This window comes from Pseudomonas sp. HD57-3 (assembly GCF_056113135.1).
Genome location: NZ_CM148568.1, coordinates 4,229,035 through 4,248,001 on the forward strand (window position 1 = coordinate 4,229,035; position 18,967 = coordinate 4,248,001).

General features: G+C 62.4%; 16 protein-coding genes and 2 pseudogenes. 14 read left to right on the plus strand and 4 right to left on the minus strand.

What is annotated here, in order from left to right; all coding sequences use genetic code 11:
* The first annotated feature begins 99 nt into the window (after window positions 1-99).
* From AC0R79_RS18970 to AC0R79_RS19010, 9 genes and pseudogenes are all read left to right on the plus strand, one after another.
* A complete protein-coding gene (locus AC0R79_RS18970) occupies window positions 100-1,029 on the plus strand; it encodes an amidohydrolase family protein (protein WP_007952852.1) in 930 nt (309 codons plus the stop codon).
* A 4-nt stretch (window positions 1,030-1,033) separates the two neighbouring features.
* Window positions 1,034-1,939 carry an amidohydrolase family protein gene (locus AC0R79_RS18975; RefSeq protein ID WP_007952854.1) on the plus strand — a complete coding sequence of 302 codons (906 nt, stop codon included), beginning with the start codon at window positions 1,034-1,036 and terminating at the stop codon, window positions 1,937-1,939.
* A 146-nt stretch (window positions 1,940-2,085) separates the two neighbouring features.
* Window positions 2,086-3,471: a UbiD family decarboxylase gene (locus tag AC0R79_RS18980; protein WP_474731240.1), complete on the plus strand. Its 1,386-nt coding sequence runs from the start codon at window positions 2,086-2,088 to the stop codon at window positions 3,469-3,471.
* A gap of 11 nt (window positions 3,472-3,482) precedes the next feature.
* Window positions 3,483-4,052 (plus strand): annotated as a pseudogene (locus AC0R79_RS18985) (UbiX family flavin prenyltransferase); the annotation flags it as partial.
* 192 nt (window positions 4,053-4,244) lie between these two features.
* Window positions 4,245-4,775: pseudogene (locus AC0R79_RS18990) on the plus strand (CobW family GTP-binding protein); the annotation flags it as partial.
* Between the two features lie 87 nt (window positions 4,776-4,862).
* Window positions 4,863-5,240 carry a GTP-binding protein gene (locus AC0R79_RS18995; protein ID WP_456361590.1) on the plus strand — a complete coding sequence of 126 codons (378 nt, stop codon included), beginning with the start codon at window positions 4,863-4,865 and terminating at the stop codon, window positions 5,238-5,240.
* 91 nt (window positions 5,241-5,331) lie between these two features.
* Window positions 5,332-6,687 carry a nucleobase:cation symporter-2 family protein gene (locus AC0R79_RS19000; protein WP_474731242.1) on the plus strand — a complete coding sequence of 452 codons (1,356 nt, stop codon included), beginning with the start codon at window positions 5,332-5,334 and terminating at the stop codon, window positions 6,685-6,687.
* Window positions 6,688-6,699: 12 nt separating this feature from the next.
* Window positions 6,700-8,088, plus strand: a complete 1,389-nt coding sequence (locus AC0R79_RS19005; protein ID WP_474731244.1) for an amidohydrolase family protein — start codon at window positions 6,700-6,702, stop codon at window positions 8,086-8,088.
* 150 nt (window positions 8,089-8,238) lie between these two features.
* The gene (locus AC0R79_RS19010) at window positions 8,239-8,448 is read left to right on the plus strand and encodes a hypothetical protein (protein WP_085602736.1); all 210 of its coding nucleotides are present in this window, start codon (window positions 8,239-8,241) and stop codon (window positions 8,446-8,448) included.
* Window positions 8,449-8,453: 5 nt separating this feature from the next.
* Here the strand turns inward: AC0R79_RS19010 and AC0R79_RS19015 are convergent, their stop codons facing one another.
* From AC0R79_RS19015 to AC0R79_RS19025, 3 genes are all read right to left on the minus strand, one after another.
* Window positions 8,454-9,374: a DHH family phosphoesterase gene (locus tag AC0R79_RS19015; protein WP_474735149.1), complete on the minus strand. Its 921-nt coding sequence runs from the start codon at window positions 9,372-9,374 to the stop codon at window positions 8,454-8,456.
* 74 nt (window positions 9,375-9,448) lie between these two features.
* Window positions 9,449-10,732 carry a Zn-dependent hydrolase gene (locus AC0R79_RS19020; protein ID WP_007952875.1) on the minus strand — a complete coding sequence of 428 codons (1,284 nt, stop codon included), beginning with the start codon at window positions 10,730-10,732 and terminating at the stop codon, window positions 9,449-9,451.
* A 129-nt stretch (window positions 10,733-10,861) separates the two neighbouring features.
* On the minus strand, window positions 10,862-12,346 hold the full coding sequence (locus AC0R79_RS19025; protein ID WP_375747386.1) for an NCS1 family nucleobase:cation symporter-1: 1,485 nt from the start codon (window positions 12,344-12,346) through the stop codon (window positions 10,862-10,864).
* 621 nt (window positions 12,347-12,967) lie between these two features.
* Between AC0R79_RS19025 and hydA the strand changes: the two genes are divergently transcribed.
* From hydA to preA, 3 genes are all read left to right on the plus strand, one after another.
* A complete protein-coding gene (gene hydA, locus AC0R79_RS19030; protein ID WP_262195646.1) occupies window positions 12,968-14,407 on the plus strand; it encodes a dihydropyrimidinase in 1,440 nt (479 codons plus the stop codon).
* A 177-nt stretch (window positions 14,408-14,584) separates the two neighbouring features.
* Window positions 14,585-15,952, plus strand: coding sequence for an NAD(P)-dependent oxidoreductase (locus tag AC0R79_RS19035; RefSeq protein ID WP_134023198.1), 1,368 nt, complete (start codon window positions 14,585-14,587; stop codon window positions 15,950-15,952).
* On the plus strand, window positions 15,953-17,227 hold the full coding sequence (gene preA, locus AC0R79_RS19040) for an NAD-dependent dihydropyrimidine dehydrogenase subunit PreA (RefSeq protein ID WP_085648339.1): 1,275 nt from the start codon (window positions 15,953-15,955) through the stop codon (window positions 17,225-17,227).
* Window positions 17,228-17,351: 124 nt separating this feature from the next.
* Here the strand turns inward: preA and AC0R79_RS19045 are convergent, their stop codons facing one another.
* Window positions 17,352-17,972, minus strand: a complete 621-nt coding sequence (locus tag AC0R79_RS19045) for a TetR/AcrR family transcriptional regulator (protein WP_007952885.1) — start codon at window positions 17,970-17,972, stop codon at window positions 17,352-17,354.
* A 147-nt stretch (window positions 17,973-18,119) separates the two neighbouring features.
* On the opposite strand from AC0R79_RS19045, the gene AC0R79_RS19050 reads away from it, so the two are divergent.
* Together AC0R79_RS19050 and copC are read left to right on the plus strand one after the other, a co-directional pair.
* Entirely contained in the window at window positions 18,120-18,554 is a 435-nt protein-coding gene (locus tag AC0R79_RS19050) for a GNAT family N-acetyltransferase (protein ID WP_085602722.1), read from the plus strand.
* A 47-nt stretch (window positions 18,555-18,601) separates the two neighbouring features.
* Window positions 18,602-18,964, plus strand: a complete 363-nt coding sequence (copC, locus tag AC0R79_RS19055; RefSeq protein WP_375747388.1) for a copper homeostasis periplasmic binding protein CopC — start codon at window positions 18,602-18,604, stop codon at window positions 18,962-18,964.
* The last annotated feature ends 3 nt before the right edge of the window (window positions 18,965-18,967 follow it).

The window sequence follows — 18,967 nt, forward strand, 5'->3', positions numbered from 1 at the left end:
GGAATGCGCGAGTGCTGCGCATAGAAACGGCCGATTGCCCGGGACGTGGATGCTGTGAGCCGCAAGGCTCCCTTCCCCGCTATCAGGAGATCGACTTCAATGATCATCGATATCAGCTGCTATCCCACGGATCTCGTGGACCTCGCCTGGAGGCATGACGGTGACCCGTTCACCGGCGAGCGTCTGCTGGAGATGATGGATGGCCCGTACATGGTCAACGGCAAGCCTCGCCGCATCGACAAAGCCTTCATCCAGCCGCCGCAGGGCAACACCATTTACACCTGGACCGACGGCGAGCTGTCGGGCCGCGAATCCATCGACGCCTACATGGCCTACACCCTGAAAATGGTCCAGACCTACCCGGACCGTTTCATCGGCTGCTTCGTCTACAACCCGCGCTGCGGCGTGGAAAACGGCGTCGAGGCGATCGAGCGCTACGTGAAAGAGCACGGTTTCAAGATGGTGCAGATGCAGGCCAACATGCACGCCTACCGGCCTGACCGCGCGCTGGACTGGGTGCGCCCGGCCTTCGAGAAATGCGCCGAGCTGGGCATCCCGGTCAAGCTGCACACCGGCGACGGGCCTTACAGCATCCCGTCGGAATGGGTGCCGATGATCAAGGAATTCCCCAACGTCGATTTCATCATGGCCCACTTCGGCGTGCAGACCGGCGGCGTCTACGTGTTCGAACCGATGCAGTGGGCGATGGAGCTGCCCAACGTCTACTGCGAGTCCGGCTGGTGCCTGCAATCGCGGATCGTCGAGTTCGCCAAGGTGCTGCCGACCCACAAGATCCTGTTCGGCACCGACACCCCGCCGAACGAACCGGGCATGTGGCTGCGCCTGCTCGAAGTGCTCTGCCACGAGCCGCCACAGGGCCTGAACCTCGACGAGGACACCCTCGAAGACTACCTGGGCAACAACACCGCACGGATGATCGGCCTCGAGCCCTCCCCGCCGCCGCGTTCCGTCTCCGAAGCAGAGGCGCAACTCAAGCGCCCCGTCACCACTCAACTGGCCAGGAGCTGAACCGATGATTATCGACACCCATCTGCACCCCACCAACCTGGTCGACGAGGCCTGGCGCCACACCGGCGAACCGTTCACCGGCGAGCGCATGCTCAAACTGATGGACGGCCCGTACATGATCAACGGCAAACCGCGTCGGATCGACATGGGTTTCATCCAGCCACCGCCGGGCAACACCGGTTATCGCGACGGCAACCGCCGTGGCCGCGAGGGCGTGCGCGACTACATGTCGTACGTCGCCGAACTGTGCGTGAAGTACCCGGACCGCTTCATCGGCAACTTCAACTTCAACCCGCGCTGGGGACCGGAAAACGGTGCGGCAGAGCTGGAATTCCACATCAAGGAATACGGCTTCAAGATGCTCAAGCTGCACGCCAACATGCACGGCTATCGCCCGGATCGCGCACTCGACTGGCTGCGTCCGGCGATGAAGGTCTGCGCCAAGTACAACATCGTGGTGCTGATCCACACTGGCGACGGCCCGTACACCATTCCGACGATGTTCTACCCGATCATCCGCGAGTTCCCGATGGTCAATTTCATCATCGGTCACTTCGGCATCCAGACCGGGGGCAACTACTCGTTCGAGGCGTTCTGGATGGCGATGGACACGCCGAACGTGTACTGCGAATCCGGCTGGTGCTTCCAGTCGCGGATCGTCGAATTCGCCAAGGAGCTGCCGCGCAACAAGATCGTGTTCGGCACCGACTCGCCGCCGAACGAACCGGGCATGTGGCTGCGCGAGCTGGAAGTGCTGTGCTCGCCGGCGCCGCAGGGCCTGGGGATCGACGAAGATCACCTTGAGGATTACCTGGGCAACAACATCGCCCGGCTGTGCGGGATCGAACCGACCCCGCCGCCCAAGGATCTGGCCGAGGCGGACATTCGTCTGACCACGACCTACCTCTAAACAGGGTCTGACCCGGCTTCAACCCAGCCACACAGCGACTTTACAGGCGCGAAGATGACCCGGCGTTCGCTCGACCGGCAGGCCAACGGCTTGTCGATCGAACGCCAGCCTCACCCCTGCGTGCCTGCTTTTTACGAGGTGAAACCATGACCCGTTCGACGCTCGGCGACTCTCAGGATTTTCACGTATTCATCGACGCCTATCGCCGCCAGTACCCGGACGATGTGCTGACCATCACCCAACCCCTTTCTGCCGATCAGGACGTCACCGCCCTGGTCGATGCCCTCGCCGCCCAGGGCCGCGATCCGCTGTTGATCTGCGAAAACGTCGGCACCCTCGGCGTGCCGGTGGCGACCAATCTGTTCGCCTCCCGCCGGCGTATCGCCCGGCTGTTCGGCGTCACGGCGGCGCAGTTGCACGAAACCTTCCAGACCCGCGCCAACCAGCCAATCGCGCCGTGCTACGTCGAAACCGGCCCGGTGCTCGACGAGGTGTTCGAAGGCGAAACCCTCGACCTGGCGCTACTGCCGATGCTCAAGCATTTCGACAGTGATCGCGGCCCCTACATCACCAACGCGATCATCATCGCCGAGGACCCGCTCACCGGCATCGCCAACATGAGCTACCACCGCTCGATGCGCCACGCCCGTCAGGCGTTGGCCACCAGCCTGCACTCGCGCGGGCACCTGTGGCGGATGTTGCAGACCGCCCGTGAACGCGGCGAAGAATTGCGCGTGGCCATGGTGGTTGGCGCGCATCCGCTGTTCATGCTCGCCGCTGCTGCACGCCTGCCCTATGGCAGCGATGAACGCGCGGTGGCCGGCGGGCTGTTCGGTGCGCCGCTGGAACTGGTGAAGACCCCGCGCTACGGCATCGGTGTCCCGGCTTACGCCGAGTTTGTACTCGAAGGCGCGATAGACCCGACGGCCTATGCCGAAGAAGGTCCGTTCGGCGAATTCAGCGGCTATTCCTCGGACCGTTCGACCAACAACGTGCTGCGCGTCGACACCTTGTTGCGGCGCAAGAACGCGTGGCTGGTGGACGTAATGGGCGGACGCTACGCCGAACACCTGACCCTGGCGCGGCTGCCCCGTGAAGCGGAAATGAGCGAGAAACTCAAGGCGCGCTTTCCCGCCGTCACCGCCGTGCATTACCCGAACTCCGGCACGCATTTTCACTGCTACGTGGCGCTGGATCAGAGCCGCGACGGCGAGGCCCGGCAGATCATGCTGGCCCTGCTCGGCTGGGATCCGTACCTGAAAACCGTTATCGCGGTGGACAGAGATATCGACCTCACCGACGACAGCCAGGTGCTGTGGGCGCTGGCCACGCATTTCCAGCCGCACCTCGACATTTTCACGATTGACGGTTTGCCCGGCAGTCCACTGGACCCGTCGTCCTCGGTCATTGGCACCACATCGCGGATGGGGTTGGATGCCACGCGCGGCTCGGGGTTCGACGGGATCAAGGCGCAGCTCGATCAGGACGTGCTCGAACGCGCGCGGCAACTGCTTGAAGGTCTGCCATCGTGAACCGTCAGCGGATGGTGGTCGGCATCAGCGGTGCGTCCGGGTTTATCTACGGCGTGCGCCTGCTGGAGCTGCTGGCCGAGCTGAACATCGAAAGCCACCTGATCATCAGCCGCGCCGCGCTGCTGACCATGGCCCACGAAACCGACTACAAACTGGCGGACGTCACCGCCCTAGCCAGCCACTACCACCGCGCCGATGACGTGGCCGCCGGGATCGCCAGCGGTTCCTTCCGTTGCCTGGGCATGGTGGTCGCGCCGTGTTCGATGCGCACCCTGGCGGAGATCGCCACCGGCACGTCATCGGGGCTGATCGGCCGCGCCGCCGACGTCACCCTCAAGGAGCGCCGCACCCTGGTGCTGATGGCCCGCGAAACCCCGCTGACCCTCGCCCACCTGCGCAACATGACCGCCGTCACCGAGATGGGCGGGATCATCGCCCCGCCGGTGCCGGCCTTCTACGCCCGCCCCGACAGCCTGGCGCAAATGGTCGACCACAGCCTCGGCCGCGTCCTCGACCTGTTCGGCCTCGATGCCGGCGTCGCCCGACGATGGCGAGAACACACAGAACCCTGTGGGAGCGAGCTTGGTCCGGGCGGCGATCCGACGATGGCGGTGGATCAGTCGCCATCACCGCTAATTGACACAGCGCCTTCGCGAGCAAGCTCGCTCCCACAAAAAAGCTTCATCTGCACCGGTCAGTCCATCACCAAGGAGCCTCACATGAACACCCCCTTCAACGCCCCCACCCCGAACACCAAAATCCCGGTCACCATCCTCACCGGGTTCCTCGGTGCCGGCAAAACCACCCTGCTCAATTACATCCTCAAGGAGAACCACGGCCGCAAGATCGCGGTGATCGAAAACGAATTCGGTGAAGTCGGCATCGACGGCGATCTGGTGCTCAGTTCCGAGACCGAAGAGATCTACGAAATGGTCAACGGCTGCGTCTGCTGCACCGCCGAAGTCCGCGAGGATCTGGTGCGGATCGTCCGCGAACTGGTGGCACGCCCGGTGCGGCTCGACCACATCCTGATCGAGACCAGCGGTCTGGCCGACCCGTACCCGGTGGCCCAGAGCTTTTTCATCAACGACCCGATCGCCGAGGAAGTCGAACTCGACGCCATCGTGACCATGGTCGATGCCAAACACATCGCCCAGCACCTGGAAGACCTGCAACTGGACGGCGTCGACAATCAGGCCGTGGACCAGATCGTCTGCGCCGACCGCATCGTCATCAACAAGGTCGATCTGGTCAGCGCTGAAGAGGTGGAAACCCTGCGCGGCAAGATCCGTGGATTGAACGCCACGGCGGATCTGGTGACCTCGACCCACGCACAGATCGACCTGTCGAAGATCCTCGGCATCGGCGCCTTCGAATGCACGCAGAAGCTGATGGAAATCGGCGCGGATCAGCACGATCACGATCACCACGACCATGACCATCACGCTGAAGAGCCCGATCACGAGCACGACCCGAGCGTGTCGTCCGTGGGCATCGCGGTGGACGGCGCCGTCAACCTGATGGCGTTCCACCGCTGGATCAGCGAGTTGCGCAGTTCCCAGGCCGACAATCTGTATCGCATGAAAGGCGTGCTGGCGGTGGCCAACGAAGACCAGCGCTACGTGCTGCAAGGCGTCCACAGCCTGGTGGAGTTCCGCGCCTCGACCGCGTGGGGTTCCGAGCCGCGCTCGAGCAAGATCGTGTTCATCGGCCGCGACCTGGATCGGGCGGCGCTGAACCAGGGCTTCGCCGCCTGCCTGGCCGGCTGAAACCCGGCATCGGAGCCGGTGGATGGCGGTTCCGGGCACACAGAACGAATACCCCTCTGTACCGAATAACAACAGCTAGAGGTGATTCCCCATGTCGTCAGCCAGTTCCTCCTCCACCGTCCACCCTGTCGACCGCGTCCTGCCGGTGCGACAGATGCTCACCCTCGGCCTGCAGCACATGGCCGTCTCGTACATCGGCGCCATCGCCGTGCCGTTGATTGTCGCCAGTGCCCTGAAGATGTCCCACGCCGACACGGTGGTGCTGATCAGCACCACGCTGTTCTGCTCCGGCATCGCCACGCTTTTGCAGACCGTCGGTTTCTGGAAGTTCGGCGTGCGTCTGCCGATTCTGCAAGGCGTGGCGTTCAGCAGCGTGGGTCCGGTGATCGCCATCGGCAGCAACCCGGAGGTGGGATTCGCCGGGGTCTGCGGGGCGGTGATCGGCGCGGGGATTTTCACCATGCTCATCGCCCCGTTCGTGGGCCGACTGCGACGGTTTTTCCCGCCGGTGGTGACTGGCTGCATCGTCACGGTGATCGGCTTGCAGCTGTTCCCGATTGCCTATGAATGGGTCGGCGGCGGGCGCAACGCGAGCAATTTCGGCGCGCCGGCGTTTCTCGCCGTGGCCGTGGTGGTGTTGCTGACCATCCTGCTGGTCAACCGTTATGGCAGCCCGTTGCTGCGCAACATGGCGGTGCTGGTGGGGATGCTGGTGGGCGCCGGTCTGGCTTACGGCCTGGGCATGGGCAACTTTCACAGCGTCGAGGACGCGCCGTGGCTGACCGTGCCCTACCCGTTCTACTTCGGCCTGCCGACTTTCAGCCTGATCCCCATCGCCACCATGGTGGTGGTGATGATCGTGCAGATGGTCGAATCCATGGGGCTGTTCGTGGCCATCGGCGACATCGTCGACAAACCGGTGGAAGACAAACAGGTGATCAACGGCCTGCGCGCCAATGGCCTGGCCAGCACCATCGCCGGGATGTTCGCCGCGTTTCCGTTCATTGCCTTCATGGAAAACGTCGGGCTGGTGATCCTGACCGGCGTGCGCAGCCGCTGGGTGGTGGCGATCAGCGGTCTGCTGATGTGCTCGATCGCGCTGGTGCCGAAAGCCGGGGCGATCATCGCCTCGATGCCGACCGCCGCGCTGGGCGGTGCCGGCATCGCGATGTTCGGCGTGGTCGCGGCGGCGGGGATCCAGACCCTGGCCAAGGTCGATTACGAGCGCAATCGCTACAACGTGCTGATCGTCGGTTTCACCATCGCCGCCGCCCTGGTGCCGGTGCTCGCCCCGACCCTGTTCAAACAACTGCCCGAGTGGTCACAGCCGTTCCTGCACAGCAGCGTGGTCATCGCCTGCCTGGTGTCGGTGCTGCTCAACGCGGCGCTCAATGGCGTCAGCGTGCCAGAAACCACACCCCGCAAATCCGCCTCGCACATCCTCTGACTGGAGCTGCCCATGACTCAACTTCAAAACATCCTGATCAAGCACCCGGTCGCGGTGATGACCGGTCTGCGCGGCCCCCTTGCCCGGGCCGGCGCCGTGGACATACGCGTGGTCAACGGTCGGATCGCGGAAATGGACGCCAACCTTGAGCCGCAACCCGGTGAACGAGTGATCGACGCGCGAAATTCGGTGGTCTATCCGGGCTGGATCAACACCCACCATCACCTGTTCCAGAACCTGCTCAAAGCCGTGCCCGAAGGCTTGAATCAGGACCTGCAAGGCTGGCTGGCCAGCGTGCCCTACCCGCGCCTGAACCGCTTCACTCCGCAACTGGCGCGGATCGCCGCGCGGCTGGGGATGGTTGAACTGCTGCTGTCCGGCGTCACCACCTGCGCCGATCACCACTACCTCTACCACGCCCATGGCAGCACCGAGACCGGCGACTTGCTGTTCGACCTCGCCGAGGAATTCGGCCTGCGTTTCGTGCTCTGCCGTGGCGGTGCACTGGAGTCCGCCAGCGCACACCCGGGCTTCTCGAAAACCGCGCTGCAACCGGAATCCCTGGAACAAATGGTCGGCGATATCGAACGGCTGAAATCGCGCTACCACCAGGACACCCCGGATGCCTTGCGCCGGGTGGTCGTGGCGCCAACCACGCCGACTTTCTCGCTGCCGCCAACGTTGTTGCGCGAACTGGCGCACACCGCCCGAGGCATGGGATTGCGCCTGCACACGCACCTGTCGGAAACCGAAAACTACGTGAACTTCTGCCGCGAAAAGTACAACTGCCTGCCGGTGGAATTCGTCGCCGAACACGAATGGCTCGGCCCGGATGTGTGGTTCGCCCACGCCGTGCATCTTCAACCGGGAGAAATCCGCATGCTCGCCCAGACCGGCACCGGCGTCTCCCATTGCCCGGTGAGCAATGCCCGGCTGGGCAGCGGCGTTGCGCCTATCCCGCAAATGTACGAGGCCGGCGTGCCGATCTCCCTCGGCGTCGACGGCGTCGCCTCCAACGAATCCGGAAGCATGGTCGGCGAAGCCAACACCGCGTGGCTGATCCACCGCGCCGAACAAGGCGCCTCGGCCACCACCGCCGAAGACGTCATTCACTGGGGCACGGCCGGCGGCGCGCAAGTGCTCGGGCTCGGCGCGGTCGGCACGCTGGAAGTCGGCCAGGCAGCGGATCTGGTGATCTACAGCCTCGACCATCCTAGGTTCTACGGCTTCCATGACAACGCCGTCGCACCGGTGGTTGCGGGTGAACCGATTGCCGTGAAGTACAGCCTGGTGGGCGGGCGGATCGTCGTCGACAACGGCGTGATTCCGGGGCTGGATATCGAGCGGATGCGGGCCGAGGCCTGGGAGGGTGTGCAAGCGATGATGAAGGTCGACGGTTGATGCATGACCGGTGGGAGCGGCGGTGCGACGATTCGCCTCGTCAGCTCCCGACGGTGGCATTAGCGACTTGCGCTTTTGTCGACTAACGTTAGTACCTCATCGGATTGAGCCCCTGCCAGTTACACCGGGCTCTTGATCAAGGAGAGACTGATGACATCCAACCGCCTCATCGAACAGACCTATCGCACCTGGTCCAGCCCCATCCTGCTGGAGCTGAAAAAGCGCGAGCACGAGATGGCGCCGGCCGAACGCCAGGCGCTTGAGAATGTGCTGGTGGAAAGACGATTGCTGGACGTTGGCAACCCGAAAGGCGTTGAACGGCGTAAGAGTGCGGCGAGTAAAACCGACAATCCCGGATAATCACTTCACCCGCCTGAGTTTGCGTTCAGCCCCAGACTCAGTAGCTCCTTGCGCAAGATAGAGGGTTTTAGAACCGCCAATCCAGCCTGCCATTCCACCGGCAGCAAACGACTCAACCTCTGCTGGCTGACCACGGGTTCGGCCAGCAAACAGCTTTTGCGTTGGCTGATACAGATGACGTTCAGCAACCAGTCATCGCCCTGCCCGCGCATACAGCGGCAAATCTCGCTGCGATACTTCTCGATCAACGCCTCGGCGTCCCACACGGTCATCTGCGCAAAAACCTCGGGCAACCGGCTCTCGGGTTTCATGCGTTTCAGATCGGAGGCCAATGCAGCAGATATGTCTGATTCGATGGAGGCCTGACACTCGAGGAAATAGTGACTGGGCCAGTCCTCCGTAAGTTTTGCGTGGAGTACAAGTTCAGCATAGGCGTCGATGTCCGCTGTCGTGGTCATCTGCCCGGTGAAATTCAGTGTGTTGTCCAGAATCGCCGTGGCCAGCAGCGCGGCGCTTTGCTCGCTCATCCTCGACAACAATCCTGCGGCTTTCCAGCGCTGGAAAACCTGGGTCGCCGCCGCGCCGATCGGGCGAATGTCGGCAGCAGATCCGAGTGCCTGTGCCCAATGCTGTTCGAAGCCCGGATGATGGTCGATGACTTCTACCACCCGATCGAGCGCGACCATTGGGTCGAAGTGGTGGTAATCGGAGACGTCGACCAGCACGAATTCGTCGTTCGAAGTCGGGCGGTAATCGTGCAGCACCGCACCCCAGCCGAGCACGGTTTTCGAAACGCTGGCATTGGGTTTTGCGCTGCTGACGGCGCGGGCGGGCATGCCTTGCAGGTTGAGCAATTCAGCGTAGGCGATGCAGCAGGCGTAGGCGTCGATGTCCAGATACGCCGAGCCGGAGGTGATGACTTTGATGGGCGACATTGCGCGTCCTGACTTCCTTTTCAGGGGCGGCAACGTCGCACATTTTCATGACCGATTAATGAACGTCAGGCAGCGCGTTGCCCCCCGGCCACCGCCGCCGAAGCCGCCAGCATCGCCCGCAGCAACACTGCACAGCCGGCCGCCAGATCGTCCGGTGCGGCGTTTTCGATTTCGTTGTGGCTGATGCCGCCTTCGCACGGCACGAAGATCATCCCGGCCGGGCCCAGTTCGGCGAGGAAAATCGCATCGTGGCCGGCGCCGCTGACGATGTCCATGTGCGACAGGCCCAGACCTTTGGCGGCGCCGCGTACCGCTTCGACACAGCCTTTTTCAAAGTACAGCGGCGGGAAGTCGGCGGTCGGGGTCAGTTCATAGGTCAGGCCGTGTTCTTCGCAGGTGGCTTCGATGACTTGCTTGACCTCGGCGATCATCGAATCGAGGCGTGCCGGTTCCAGGTGGCGGAAGTCGAGGGTCATGCGCACCTCGCCGGGGATGACGTTGCGCGAACCGGGATAGGCTTGCAGACAACCGACGGTGCCGCAGGCGTGGGGTTGATGACCGAGCGCTGCACGATTGACCGCGCCGACGATCACCGAGGCGCCGACCAGAGCATCCTTGCGCAGGTGCATCGGGGTGGGACCGGCGTGGGCTTCGACGCCGCGCAGTTTCAGGTCGAACCACTTCTGCCCCAGTGCGCCGAGGACTACGCCGATGGTTTTCTGTTCGTCTTCCAGAATCGGGCCTTGCTCGATGTGTGCTTCGAAATAGGCGCCGACCTTGTGCCCGCTGACCTTGCGCGGTCCGGCGTAACCGATGGCGTTCAGTGCTTCGCCGACCGTGACGCCGTCGGCATCGACCTTGGCCAGGGTTTCTTCGAGGGTGAATTTTTCCGCGAACACGCCGGATCCCATCATGCACGGGGCGAAGCGCGAACCTTCTTCGTTGGTCCAGACCACCACTTCCAGCGGGGCCTCGGTTTCCACGCCGAGGTCATTGAGGGTGCGCAACACTTCGACGCCGGCCAGCACGCCGAAGCAGCCGTCGAACTTGCCGCCGGTGGGCTGGGTGTCGATGTGGCTGCCGGTCATCACCGGTGGCAGGTTCGGGTTGCGGCCGGGACGACGGGCGAAGATGTTGCCGACTTCATCGACCGTGACGCTGCAACCAGCGTCCTTGCACCACTGCACGAACAGGTCGCGGGCCTGGCGGTCGAGGTCGGTCAGGGCCAGGCGACAGACCCCGCCCTTGACCGTGGCGCCCAGCTTGGCGAGTTCCATGAGCGACGCCCACAAGCGGTCGCGGTTGATGTGCTGATGGGTCGATTGCAGAACGTCTACGGCTGCGTTCATGGGGATCTCCTCAGGCAGTTAGTTCCCACGCTCTGCGTGGGAATTCATCCATGGACGCTCTGCGTCCGATGTGGGGACGCGGAGCGTCCCGGGCTGCATTCCCACGCAGAGCGTGGGAACGATCATCTGCTACACCGGTGATTTCACTACCGAAGGCGTTGCACGCATCGCGCACAACCCGTAATAGATCAACCCGCCCAGCGCCGAGCCGGTGAACCAGCCGTAGCTGTAGAACCAGCTGAATGCGCTGCTGCCCAGCGACAGCAGGGTCAGCACCACCGGCACGCCGAAGGCGATGAACCCGGCCCAGTTCCACGCCGGGTACACGTCGTCGCGGTACAGGCCGGCCAGGTCCAGTTGCTGTTTCTTGATCAGGAAATAGTCCACCACCATGATCCCGGCAATCGGCCCGAGCAGGCTGGAATAGCCCAGCAGCCAGTTCGAATACACGGTTTCCAGGCTGACATCGGAGACGATCAACCCAAGCTTTTTCAGCAATTCATGGCCCATCAACGCCAGCCCGACGAACCCGGTGAGGATCACCGCTTTGGTGCGGTTGATCACCTTGGGCGCGATGTTCTGGAAGTCGTTGGTTGGCGAAACGATATTGGCGGCGGTGTTGGTCGACAGCGTCGCGATGATGATCAGCGCCATGGCCACCGCGACCCACACCGGGCTCTGGATGTGGCCGATCAAAGTCACCGGATCGGAAACGCTGACGCCCACCAGCTTCACCGAGGCGGCGGTCATCACCACGCCCAGTGCGGCGAACAGGAACATGGTCAGCGGCAGGCCGAAAATCTGCCCGAGGATCTGATCTTTCTGGCTGCGGGCATAACGGCTGAAATCGGGAATGTTCAGCGACAGGGTGGCCCAGAAACCGACCATCGCCGTCAGCCCGGCGGCGAAGTAGCTGACCACGCTCGCGCCCTCGGGGCGTTTCGGCGGAATCGCCAGCAATTCGGTCATCGACACATTGGGCATGGCCCATACCAGCAGCCCGATCCCGACCGCCACCAGCAGCGGCGCCGACAGGGTTTCCAGCCATTTGATCGACTCGGCGCCACGGATCACCACCCACAGGTTCAGCGCCCAAAAGATCATGAAACCGATCACCTCCCCCGTCCCACCAAGGGATTTCCAGCCCTCGAATACCGAGCCGAGAAACAGGTGAATCGCCAGCCCGCCGAACATGGTCTGGATGCCGAACCAGCCGCACGCCACCAGCGCGCGGATCAGGCACGGCACGTTGGAGCCGAGAATCCCGAACGACGAGCGCAGCAGCACCGGGAACGGAATCCCGTATTTGGTGCCGGGAAACGCGTTGAGCGTAAGAGGGATCAGGACGATGACGTTGGCAAACAGAATCGCCAGCAAGGCCTCGCCGACGCTAAGGCCGAAATACGCGGTGAGGACGCCGCCGAGGGTGTAGGTCGGTACGCAGATCGACATGCCGACCCACAGCGCGGTGATGTGCCATTTGTTCCAGGTTCGTTCGCGCACCTTGGTCGGTGCCATGTCGTGGTTGTAACGGGGACTGTCGAGGACGTCGCTGCCGGCTTCGAGTTCGAACAAGCCGTCGCGCTCGGTCACTTGCGATCTGTTCTGTTGCATGGCCGCTCCACTGTTCTTCTGATTATTTTTTTGCTCATCAGACGGCTGCACACGCAGGTGCGAGCCGGACGATGGCCGGAGGAACTGACAACTTTCATGCACCGGCCATGGTGTCAGCGGCGGCATCAATAAACGTGCCGGGTGCCCCGCTTCCGCATCGGGCCGTGCTTTCTATTTCCTGCAACTTACTGATGTTTATCAGTTTTAATTATTCACTTGGTGAGGCCGCGAAAACTTGACTGAACACTCAGGCTAAATGCCAGGCAAGTTGTCCGAACTGTCAGGACTCAATCTGGTGCACTGCACTTTTTTTCATAATGGGCGCTCAGCCGCAGCTCAACTTCAAGCGGCTGATTTCACATAGGAAATCTTGCTCATATTTCCAACCTGTCAAGTGCGTCAAAATGGTGAAGCGCCTCACCATTTTGGTGATTTTGTATTTTTATCCTTATTTATCAGCTACTTAAAACAGTCATAAGCTTATAAAAAATAATCTTGATCAATTGCAGAACTGCGACTAGCGTCTATTCCTGACAGCGCTGACAAGATTACGCATTTGGCGCTGCAAACAATAAAACACTAGAACCGGCACAAGTCGGTCATGCCTGCGAGGAACTCGGAATGTCTCTGTTGATCCGTGGCGCCACCGTTGTTACCCATGATGAAAGTTACCGCGCCGATGTCTATTGCGCTGACGGCGTGATCAAAGCCATTGGTGAAAACCTGGATGTTCCCGCCGGCGCTGAAGTGCTCGATGGCAGCGGCCAATATTTGATGCCCGGCGGCATCGATCCGCACACTCACATGCAACTCCCGTTCATGGGCACCGTGGCCAGCGAAGACTTCTACAGCGGCACTGCCGCAGGCCTGGCCGGCGGCACCACCTCGATCATCGATTTTGTGATTCCCAATCCGCAGCAGTCGCTGCTTGAAGCCTTTCACCAGTGGCGTGGATGGGCAGAAAAGTCCGCGTCGGACTACGGCTTTCACGTCGCGATCACCTGGTGGAGCGAGCAGGTTCGCGAGGAAATGGCCGAGCTGGTCAGCCATCACGGGATCAACAGCTTCAAACATTTCATGGCCTACAAGAACGCGATCATGGCCGCCGACGACACGCTGGTGGCGAGCTTCGAACGCTGCCTGGAACTCGGCGCGGTGCCGACCGTGCACGCGGAAAACGGCGAGCTGGTCTATCACCTGCAACGCAAGTTGATGGCCCAGGGCATCACCGGGCCGGAAGCGCACCCGCTGTCGCGGCCCTCACAGGTTGAAGGCGAAGCCGCGAGCCGGGCGATCCGCATCGCTGAAACCATCGGCACGCCGCTGTACCTGGTACATGTCTCGACCAAGGAAGCCCTCGACGAAATCACCTACGCCCGCAGCAAGGGCCAACCGGTCTACGGAGAAGTGCTGGCCGGGCATCTGCTGCTGGACGACAGCGTCTATCAGCACCCGGACTGGCAGACCGCCGCGGGTTACGTGATGAGCCCGCCGTTCCGTCCGCGCGGGCATCAAGAGGCACTGTGGCATGGCTTGCAAAGCGGCAATCTGCACACCACCGCCACCGACCATTGCTGCTTCTGCGCCGAGCAAAAAGCCGCCGGGCGCGACGACTTCAGCAAGATCCCCAACGGCACCGCCGGCATCGAAGACCGCATGGCGGTGTTGTGGGATGAAGGGGTGAATTCGGGACGGTTGTCGATGCAGGACTTCGTCGCCCTCACCTCCACCAACACCGCGAAAATCTTCAACCTCTATCCGCGCAAGGGCGCGATCCGCGTCGGAGCCGATGCCGACCTGGTGCTGTGGGACCCGCAAGGCACCCGCACCATCTCCGCCAAGACCCACCATCAGCAGGTGGACTTCAACATCTTCGAAGGCAAGACCGTGACCGGTGTGCCGAGCCATACCGTCAGCCAGGGCCGGGTGGTCTGGGCCGATGGCGACCTGCGCGCCGAGCGTGGGGCGGGCCGCTATATCGAACGGCCGGCGTATCCGGCGGTGTTTGATTTGCTGAGCAAGCGGGCTGAGTTGCACAGGCCTGTGGCCGTCAAGCGCTGATCAGATCGTTCCCACGCTCTGCGTGGGAATGCAGCCCGTGACGCTCCGCGTCACTGGACGCGGAGCGTCCCTTGAGGCATTCCCACGCGGACGGTTCGACGCCTCGACGTGGGAACGATCAAAAAACCACTGCCCGACAGAGGCAGAAAACCTCAAATAACCGTGAGGCAAAAAACCGTGATCGAGACCCTGAACCATCTCCCGCACCCGCACGAAAGTGCGGCCGCCCTCGCCGGCCATTTCACCGACCTGGCGCCGCCGCTCAACGACCGTCAGGCGCATCTGGAAGCCTCGCGCTGCCTGTATTGCTACGACGCGCCGTGCGTGAATGCGTGCCCGAGCGAGATCGACATTCCGTCGTTCATCCGCAACATCCATCAGGACAACGTGCCCGGCGCGGCGCAGAAAATCCTTTCGGCGAACATCCTCGGCGGCAGTTGCGCCCGCGTCTGTCCGACCGAAATCCTCTGCCAGCAAGCCTGCGTGCGCAACAACGCCCACGAATGCGCGCCGGTGCTGATCGGCCTGCTGCAACGTTACGCCGTGGACAACGCGCACTTCACCGAGCACCCGTTCCAGCGCGCCGCCGCCACCGGTAAACGCATCGCCGTGGTCGGGGCCGGCCCGGCGGGTTTGTCCTGCGCGCATCGCAGCGCGATGCACGGGCATGACGTGGTGATTTTCGAAGCACGGGAGAAGGCTGGCGGCCTCAACGAATACGGGATCGCCAAGTACAAACTGGTCGACGACTACGCGCAGAAGGAACTGGATTTCCTCCTGCAGATCGGCGGCATCGAAATCCGCCACGGCCAGAAACTCGGTGAGAATCTGACCCTCAGCGAACTGCACCAACAGTTCGACGCGGTGTTCCTCGGCCTAGGCCTGAACGCCAGCAAGCAACTCGGCCTGGCCCACGAAGACGCGCCCGGCCTGCTCGCCGCCACCGACTACATCCGCGAACTGCGCCAGGCCGATGACCTGTCGCAACTGCCGCTGGCCGAACATTGCATCGTCCTCGGTGCCGGCAACACCGCCATCGACATGGCCGTGCAAATGGCCCGCCTCGGTGCTCGCGACGTCAATCTGGTCTATCGCCGTGGCGCGGCGGACATGGGCGCCACCGGCCATGAACAGGACATCGCCAAGGCCAATCAGGTGCGACTGCTGACCTGGGCGCAACCGGACGAAGTGCTGCTCGACGCTCAAGGCAAAGTGCGCGGCATGCGCTTCGCCCGTACCCATCTGGTGGACGGTCGCCTGCAAACCACTGGCGAGACGTTCGAACTGGCCGCCGATGCGATCTTCAAAGCCATCGGCCAGGCCTTCGACGGCAGCGCCCTCGCCGACCCGCTGGCCCGCGAACTCAAGCGTCAGGGCGAACGGATCCAGGTCGATGAAAACCTGCGCACCAGCATCCCCGGCGTGTATGCCGGCGGCGACTGCACCAGCCTCGATCAGGACCTGACCGTGCAAGCAGTGCAACACGGCAAGCGCGCCGCCGAGGCGATCAACGCTCAACTGATGCTCAACGTGGAGGCTGCGTAAATGGCCGATCTCTCGATTGTCTTCGCCGGTATCAAAGCCCCCAATCCGTTCTGGCTGGCCTCCGCGCCGCCGACCGACAAAGCCTACAACGTGGTGCGCGCCTTCGAGGCCGGTTGGGGCGGCGTGGTCTGGAAAACCCTGGGTGAAGACCCGGCGGCGGTCAACGTGTCGTCGCGCTACTCGGCGCATTACGGCAACAACCGCGAAGTGCTGGGCATCAACAACATCGAACTGATCACCGACCGATCGCTGGAAATCAACCTGCGGGAAATCACTCAGGTGAAGAAGGATTGGCCGGATCGCGCGCTGATCGTGTCGCTGATGGTGCCGTGCGTCGAGGAGTCGTGGAAACACATCCTGCCACTGGTGGAGGCCACTGGCGCCGACGGCATCGAGCTGAATTTCGGCTGCCCCCACGGCATGCCCGAACGCGGGATGGGCGCGGCAGTCGGTCAGGTGCCGGAGTACGTCGAGCAGGTCACACGCTGGTGCAAGACCTATTGCTCGCTGCCGGTGATCGTCAAGCTGACACCGAACATCACCGACATCCGCGTCGCCGCCCGCGCCGCACACCGGGGCGGCGCCGATGCGGTGTCGCTGATCAACACCATCAACTCGATCACCAGCGTCGACCTCGAACACATGGTCGCCCTGCCCACCGTCGGCAGCAAAAGCACCCACGGCGGCTATTGCGGCTCGGCGGTCAAACCGATTGCACTGAACATGGTCGCGGAAATCGCTCGTGATCCGCAGACCCAAGGCCTGCCGATTTGCGGCATCGGCGGTATTGGCAGCTGGCGTGATGCAGCGGAGTTCATCGCTCTGGGCAGTGGCGCGGTGCAGGTGTGCACGGCGGCGATGCTGCATGGTTTCCGGATTGTCGATGAGATGAAGGATGGTTTGTCGCGGTGGATGGACAGTCAGGGTTACGCCAGCATCGCCGAGTTTTCCGGGCGTGCGGTGGGCAATACGACCGATTGGAAGTACCTGGACATCAACTATCAGGTCATCGCAAAGATCGACCAGGAGGCATGCATCGGTTGCGGGCGTTGCCACATTGCCTGCGAGGACACCTCACACCAGGCGATCAGCAGCCTGAAACAGGCCGATGGCACGCATAAATATGAAGTGATCGATGACGAGTGTGTAGGGTGCAATCTGTGTCAGATCACCTGTCCGGTGGCGGATTGCATCGAGATGGTGCCGATGGAAACGGGCAAGCCATTTCTGGACTGGAATCATGATCCGAGGAATCCGTATCACGTCAGCCCTTGAATGATCGTTCCCACGTCGAGGCGTCGAACCGTCCGCGTGGGAATGCAGCCCGGGACGCTCTGCGTCCCACTGGAACGCGGAGCGTCCCTTGAGGCGTTCCCACGCAGAGCGTGGGAACGATCAGTTACGGCTCCAACCCTATCCCCCGCAAAATCACACTCGTCACCGTCTGCACCGCCCGCTCGAACTGCATGTCAGACAGCGGCTGGTGCTCATTCAAAATATTCACCTGATGATCAAAGTCCGCATAGTGCTGCGTCGACGCCCAGATCATGTACAGCAGGCTCGAAGGCTCCACCGGCAGAATCCGCTTGTCCTCCACCCACTGCCGGATCTTCGCCTCTTTCATCTTCGCCCAGTCGTACAGGCTCACATCCAGCGCCTCGCCGAGGGTCGGGGCGCCGTGGATGATTTCGTTGGCCCAGACTTTCGACCCGTAAGGCCGGCTGCGCGAGTGGTTCATCTTGGCGCGGATGTAGCTGCTGAGCACCACGCGCGGATCGTCGAACATCTCGAAGCACAGCGCGTCCTGCTTCCACACTTCCAGCAGGTCGAACAGCACCGCGCTGTACAGCTCGCTCTTGGTCGAAAAGTAGTAATGCAGGTTGGATCGCGGCAGCTGCACTTCAGCGGCAATGTCCGCCATGGCGGTGCCGCCGAAACCTTTTTCGGCGAAGACTTTTTCCGCCGCCAGCAGGATCTTGTCGACGTTGGTGCGGCGGATTTCGATCTTGTGATTGCCCATGAGGGCTCCCTGAAGACAACGTTGTTGAAGACTAGCATCCGCTCTGGGCAAGGGGCGACAGCCGAGAACGATTCTTCACACACTTGGGCTTTTTTCTGGTTTAGGATCGCCCTCCTTCTCCCCGTCAGACACTGAAGGATCCTGTCCATGACCATTCGAAAGCGCATCGCTGCGGATGATCCGCAGCTCGCCGCACTGTGGGAGCGCTCGGTCCGCGCCACTCACGATTTCCTCCCGGAAGACGACATCCATCGGCTGTTCCCGCTGGTGCGTGACACCTACCTGCCCGCCCTGGACGTGCAGGTTTTCGAGAACCCCGATCACTCCCCGGCAGGCTTCATCGCTACCGACGATGACACCGTGCAGATGCTGTTCATCGACCCGGCGTTTCGTGGCCAGGGCATCGGCCGACGCTTGCTCGACCACGTCCGCCGCCCACTGCTGAAGGTCGACGTCAACGAACAGAATCCGCAGGCCCACGGTTTCTACCGGCACTACGGATTCGAAGACATCGGCCGCTCGGCGCTCGACGGCGAAGGCCGGCCCTTCCCGGTCATTCACATGCGCCTGAAAGCCCTGTGATCCACGTTCTATACTCAGCCCGCCATTTCACTGAAAGGAATCTTTCCATGTCGATGAAAAAACTGTTCACCGCTGGCGCGCTGCTGGCTTCGCTGGTCGTCACTTCCCAGGCGTTCGCCCACGCCCATCTGAAAAGTCAGACCCCGGCTGCCGACAGCACCGTTGCCGCGCCGGCGGATTTGCGCCTGGTGTTTTCCGAAGGCGTCGAAGCCAGCTTCACCAAAGTCACCGTGACCCATGACGGCAAGCCGGTGGCGGTCAAACCGCTGACCACCGAAGGTGACAAGAAAACCCTGATCGTCACCCCCGAAGCACCGCTGGCCGCTGGCGAGTACAAGGTTGAATGGCATGCGGTGTCGGTCGATACGCACAAAAGTGAAGGCGCCTATCAGTTCAAGGTTGGCCAGTAATTC

Coding starts and splice junctions, on each gene's coding strand:
- AC0R79_RS18970 (WP_007952852.1), top strand. CDS start 100: ATGATCATCGATATCAGCTGCTATCCCACGGATCTCGTGGACCTCGCC.
- AC0R79_RS18975 (WP_007952854.1), top strand. CDS start 1,034: ATGATTATCGACACCCATCTGCACCCCACCAACCTGGTCGACGAGGCC.
- AC0R79_RS18980 (WP_474731240.1), top strand. CDS start 2,086: ATGACCCGTTCGACGCTCGGCGACTCTCAGGATTTTCACGTATTCATC.
- AC0R79_RS18995 (WP_456361590.1), top strand. CDS start 4,863: ATGGAAATCGGCGCGGATCAGCACGATCACGATCACCACGACCATGAC.
- AC0R79_RS19000 (WP_474731242.1), top strand. CDS start 5,332: ATGTCGTCAGCCAGTTCCTCCTCCACCGTCCACCCTGTCGACCGCGTC.
- AC0R79_RS19005 (WP_474731244.1), top strand. CDS start 6,700: ATGACTCAACTTCAAAACATCCTGATCAAGCACCCGGTCGCGGTGATG.
- AC0R79_RS19010 (WP_085602736.1), top strand. CDS start 8,239: ATGACATCCAACCGCCTCATCGAACAGACCTATCGCACCTGGTCCAGC.
- AC0R79_RS19020 (WP_007952875.1), bottom strand. CDS start 10,732: ATGAACGCAGCCGTAGACGTTCTGCAATCGACCCATCAGCACATCAAC.
- AC0R79_RS19025 (WP_375747386.1), bottom strand. CDS start 12,346: ATGCAACAGAACAGATCGCAAGTGACCGAGCGCGACGGCTTGTTCGAA.
- hydA (WP_262195646.1), top strand. CDS start 12,968: ATGTCTCTGTTGATCCGTGGCGCCACCGTTGTTACCCATGATGAAAGT.
- preA (WP_085648339.1), top strand. CDS start 15,953: ATGGCCGATCTCTCGATTGTCTTCGCCGGTATCAAAGCCCCCAATCCG.
- AC0R79_RS19045 (WP_007952885.1), bottom strand. CDS start 17,972: ATGGGCAATCACAAGATCGAAATCCGCCGCACCAACGTCGACAAGATC.
- AC0R79_RS19050 (WP_085602722.1), top strand. CDS start 18,120: ATGACCATTCGAAAGCGCATCGCTGCGGATGATCCGCAGCTCGCCGCA.
- copC (WP_375747388.1), top strand. CDS start 18,602: ATGTCGATGAAAAAACTGTTCACCGCTGGCGCGCTGCTGGCTTCGCTG.